Here is a 3,994-nt window from a genome sequence, read left to right on the forward strand (position 1 = left end):
GCGTCGACGCCCTCACCCGACGTCTTCTGAGCGGCTCCGGCGCTCGGTTCAGACGGCGGGGACGATGCGGATGTCGCGCACGGCGCCACCGTCGAGGGCGGCCAACGAGAGCTGGTACGCCTCGCTCTCATACGCGGCGACTGCGGCCTCCACACTCGGAAACTCGATGATCGCGGTGCGTTCGAGGGTGCCCTCTTCAAACGCGGCTGCCGGAAGCCCGCGGGCGATGAACCTGCCGCCGTGTGCGGCGATGGCGGGCGTCGCGAGCTCCGCGTACCGCGCGAGCTTGTCGGCATCCTTCAGTTCACGAACCGTGTTCACCCAGTAGGCCGTCATGGTTCCATCTTGGCGCACCGGTGTAGCCTCAGCCCCACGGGGTCACTGTGACTCTCGAAGGAGCACGACCCATGGGTGAGAAGTCCGCACGTAAAGAATCTGGCAAGACGGCAGCCTCCAAGACGCTGAAAGAGAAGCGCAACGCGAAGGCCGACAAGCGCGCCGCCTCCGACCGCGCCGCCCAGAACACGGATGCCGTGACGAAGGCCACGAAGCGCTAACGGAGGGGCTCAAGGAAGACTCCCAGAAAAATAACGGATTGGTAACTAGACACCGTTACCTTCCCGTTATACATTCATACCAGCACCCACCGTTTGCTGTGGCGGAGGGTGCGGAATGTGATTGCAGGACACTCTTGGTGCAAGGGAGAAGGCCGGCCGCTCGCCTCTGCGGCCGGCCTTCAATCGTTCTCCTGAGGAGCGCCCGGCGCAGCAGGACGCGTCTCGAAGGGCGTTCCGGGCGCCCTCTCCATTCGCCGAACCTAGGCTGACCTCGTGTCCGCTCCGTCGATCGTCTGGTTCCGCGACGATCTGCGGCTCTCCGATCACCCCGCGCTGAGCGCGGCCCTCGGTCGCGGCCGGCCGGTCGTGCTGCTCTACCTGTTCGACGAGGAGAGCGCGGGCATCCGGCCGCTGGGTGGTGCGACCCGATGGTGGCTGCATCACAGCCTCGCCGCCCACGCCGCCGAGATCGCGCGGCTCGGCGGTCGGCTCGTGCTGCGGCGTGGCGCTGCCGAGGAGGAGCTGCCACGTCTCGTCGCCGAAGCGGGCGCTGACGCGGTGTTCTGGAACCGCCGCTACGGGGCGGGCCGCGAGGTGGATGCTCGCCTGAAGGCCGTACTGCGCGACGCGGGCGTCGAGGTAGCCAGCTTCGCCGCCAATCTCCTCGTCGAACCGTGGGAGGTGACGACGGGTGCCGGTACGCCGTACCAGGTGTTCACACCCTTCTGGCGCGCGGCCCGCGAGCGACCGATGCGCGAGCCACTGCCCGCTCCGCGCGACCTGCCCTCGGTGCCGGGCGTCGCATCCGATGACCTCGACAGCTGGAAGCTGCTGCCGACCCGTCCCGACTGGGCGGCGGGACTCCGCGAGACATGGGAGCCGGGTGAAAACTCCGCGAGCCGTCGCGTGGAGCGATTCGCCGCCGAGGGGTTGGCCGACTACCACCGCCGCGACGAGCCGTCGGTCGGCACCTCGGGCCTCAGCCCGCATCTGCGCTTCGGCGAAATCTCGCCCGCGCAGATCTGGCACCGGATGCACGGCAACCTCACCCCCGCGGCGCGACGCAACGTGCCGAAGTTCCTCTCCGAGCTGGGTTGGCGCGACTTCCACTGGAGCATCCTGTACGCCCACCCTGACCTCGCGACCCGCAACTATCGCGCGGCGTACGACGAATTTCCGTGGGTCTGGGATCACGGGCCCGCCGTCGCAGCCTGGCGGCAGGGCCGCACCGGCATCCCCCTCGTGGATGCCGGCATGCGCGAACTCATGAGCACCGGCACGATGCACAACCGCGTTCGGATGGTCGTCGCCTCGTTCCTCGTGAAAAACCTGCTGCGGCACTGGCGCCTCGGCGAGGAGTGGTTTTGGGACACTCTGGTCGACGCCGACGAGGCGAGCAATCCGGGCAACTGGCAGTGGGTCGCCGGGTCGGGCGCCGATGCGGCCCCCTACTTTCGGGTTTTCAACCCCGACCTGCAGGCGAAGAAGTTCGACCCCGACGGGGAGTACCTGCGGCGCTGGGTGCCGGCCGAAGAACAGCTCGCTCCGATCGTCGACCTCGCCGAGTCCCGACGTGAGGCGCTCGAAGCGTTTTCGACGCTTCGTCGATGAGACGCTGACACCTAGACCGGTGGGCGACCGCCGAACAACATGACGGCCCGCGCGGCGATGAGAACCCCCGCACGGACAGCGGCCTCGGGATCGCGCGACCGAACCCAGTGGGCGAGGAATCCCGCCGCGAGGGCGTCGCCTGCACCGGTGGGGTCGACGAGGTTGGCAACCGGAGGTGCGGGTACCTCGAGTGGCGGCTGATCGCGGCGGAATAGGGTGACGCCCAGGGAACCCCGGGTGAGCAGCACGATCGGAGCATGCGCGAGCAGCGCCCTGCCGACATCCAGCGGGCCCTGCTTGCCGGAGAGCAGCCGGCCCTCGGCGAGGTTCGGGATGAGGATCTCGGCGCCGCGGATGTCGTCGAGGAACCGTTCCGCCCCATACACCGAGAGGTAGCCGTAGGAGCCCGGCGTCACCGCAAATGGAATGCCGCGTTCGCGGACCCGGTCCAGGATTCGCTGCGCCGCCCCTGGCCCGAAATCTTTCACGAGCGTATAGCCGCTCAGGTGCACGATCGCGGCGGTGTCGAGAAGCTCATCGGTGAGAGTCACCCCGCTGAAGGCGGCGTTCGCCCCGCGCTCGGTGAGCATCGAACGCTCCTCGCCGTTCACCAGGATGACGATGATCCCCGTCGGCAGACCCGGCTCGACCTGGAGGTGCGGCGTCACACCCCCGGTGCGGAACAACTCGGCGTGGGTCTCGGCGTCGGCGTCCCCTACCGCTCCCACGAAGTCGACCGGAGCGCCGAGTGAGCCCAGCCAGGCCGCGGTGTTCGCCGCGGAGCCGCCGGGTCGCGGCCGCACCTGGGATTCGGTGTCGGTGTCGGGCATGATCGGTCCGCGCGGCACGACGACGATGTCATTCATCAGGTCGCCGACGACCACGATGCGATCGCGGGTCATGCGCGGGGCGCCGACCATGCGTGCGCAATCTCCGCGGCGACTCGCACGTTGTTACGCGCGAGGTCGAGGTTGACCTCAAGGCTGCGGCCGCTCGAGGCGTCGACGATGTAGCCGAGCAGGAACGGAGTGACGGCTTTGCCCCGCACCCCCGCCACGTCAGCCGCCGCGAACGCCTCGGCAAGCACCCGATCGTGCTCGGCCGGGTCCCACTGCTGCTCGAGCGGAATGGGGTTGGCGACGACGATCCCCTGCCGGGCGCCGAGTTCATCCCGCGCGCGCATGATCGCGGCGATGTCCGTGGCACCGTCGACGGCCCAGTCGAGCTGGTAACCGGACTCGCGGAGCCAGAACGCAGGGAACTCGCGGGTGCCGTAGCCGATGACCGGGATGCTGAGGGTCTCGAGCCGCTCGAGGGTCGCGGCGATGTCGAGCACGCTTTTCACCCCGGCGCTCACGACGGTGACCGCGTTCTCGGCGAGCGTCGGAAGGTCAGCCGACTCGTCGAACGTCGACGACGCCCCCCGGTGCACCCCGCCGAGGCCTCCGGTCGCGAACACGCGGATGCCGGCGAGTGCGGCGAGACGCGCGGTGGCCGCAACCGTTGTCGCGCCGGAACGGCCGAGGGCGGCGAGAACCGGAAGGTCCCGCACGCTCGCCTTCGCCAGGTCTTCTTCGGCGATGCGCCGCACGCCGTCGGCATCGAGTCCGATGTGCGGCACGCCGTCGAGCACGGCGATCGTTGCGGGCACGACATCGCGCTCGCGCAGGATCTGCTCGAACTCGAGCGCTGCCTCGTGATTCCGGGGCCGGGGCTGTCCGTGGGAGATGATCGTCGACTCGAGCGCAACCCCCGGGCGGGCGGCGGTGATCTCCGCGTCGACCTCGGTAGTGAGGTTCGGGGAGGGCATCGAGACCACGTTAGCG

The 3,994-nt window shown here is 69.1% G+C and carries 5 protein-coding genes; 2 read left to right on the top strand and 3 right to left on the bottom strand.

Going from position 1 to position 3,994, the window contains the following annotated elements:
* Positions 1 to 48 precede the first annotated feature (48 nt).
* Entirely contained in the window at positions 49 to 336 is a 288-nt protein-coding gene (locus RMO30_RS01970) for a DUF1330 domain-containing protein (protein WP_309708813.1), read from the bottom strand.
* A 71-nt stretch (positions 337 to 407) separates the two neighbouring features.
* On the opposite strand from RMO30_RS01970, the gene RMO30_RS01975 reads away from it, so the two are divergent.
* Positions 408 to 557, top strand: a complete 150-nt coding sequence (locus tag RMO30_RS01975) for a hypothetical protein (RefSeq protein WP_309708816.1) — start codon at positions 408 to 410, stop codon at positions 555 to 557.
* Positions 558 to 830: 273 nt separating this feature from the next.
* Positions 831 to 2,168, top strand: coding sequence for a deoxyribodipyrimidine photo-lyase (locus tag RMO30_RS01980; RefSeq protein WP_309708819.1), 1,338 nt, complete (start codon positions 831 to 833; stop codon positions 2,166 to 2,168).
* Positions 2,169 to 2,179: 11 nt separating this feature from the next.
* Here the strand turns inward: RMO30_RS01980 and RMO30_RS01985 are convergent, their stop codons facing one another.
* Positions 2,180 to 3,070, bottom strand: a complete 891-nt coding sequence (locus RMO30_RS01985; RefSeq protein ID WP_309708822.1) for a carbohydrate kinase family protein — start codon at positions 3,068 to 3,070, stop codon at positions 2,180 to 2,182.
* On the bottom strand, positions 3,067 to 3,987 hold the full coding sequence (locus tag RMO30_RS01990) for a pseudouridine-5'-phosphate glycosidase (protein WP_397427879.1): 921 nt from the start codon (positions 3,985 to 3,987) through the stop codon (positions 3,067 to 3,069). Before RMO30_RS01990 ends, RMO30_RS01985 begins: the two co-directional genes overlap by 4 nt.
* Positions 3,988 to 3,994: the final 7 nt, after the last annotated feature.

This window comes from Pseudolysinimonas sp. (assembly GCF_031389465.1).
Classification (GTDB): Bacteria; Actinomycetota; Actinomycetes; order Actinomycetales; family Microbacteriaceae; genus Pseudolysinimonas_A.

Excerpts from the sequence above, each read along its gene's own strand:
- RMO30_RS01970 (WP_309708813.1), bottom strand. The coding sequence starts at position 336 with ATGACGGCCTACTGGGTGAACACGGTTCGTGAACTGAAGGATGCCGAC.
- RMO30_RS01985 (WP_309708822.1), bottom strand. The coding sequence starts at position 3,070 with ATGACCCGCGATCGCATCGTGGTCGTCGGCGACCTGATGAATGACATC.
- RMO30_RS01975 (WP_309708816.1), top strand. The coding sequence starts at position 408 with ATGGGTGAGAAGTCCGCACGTAAAGAATCTGGCAAGACGGCAGCCTCC.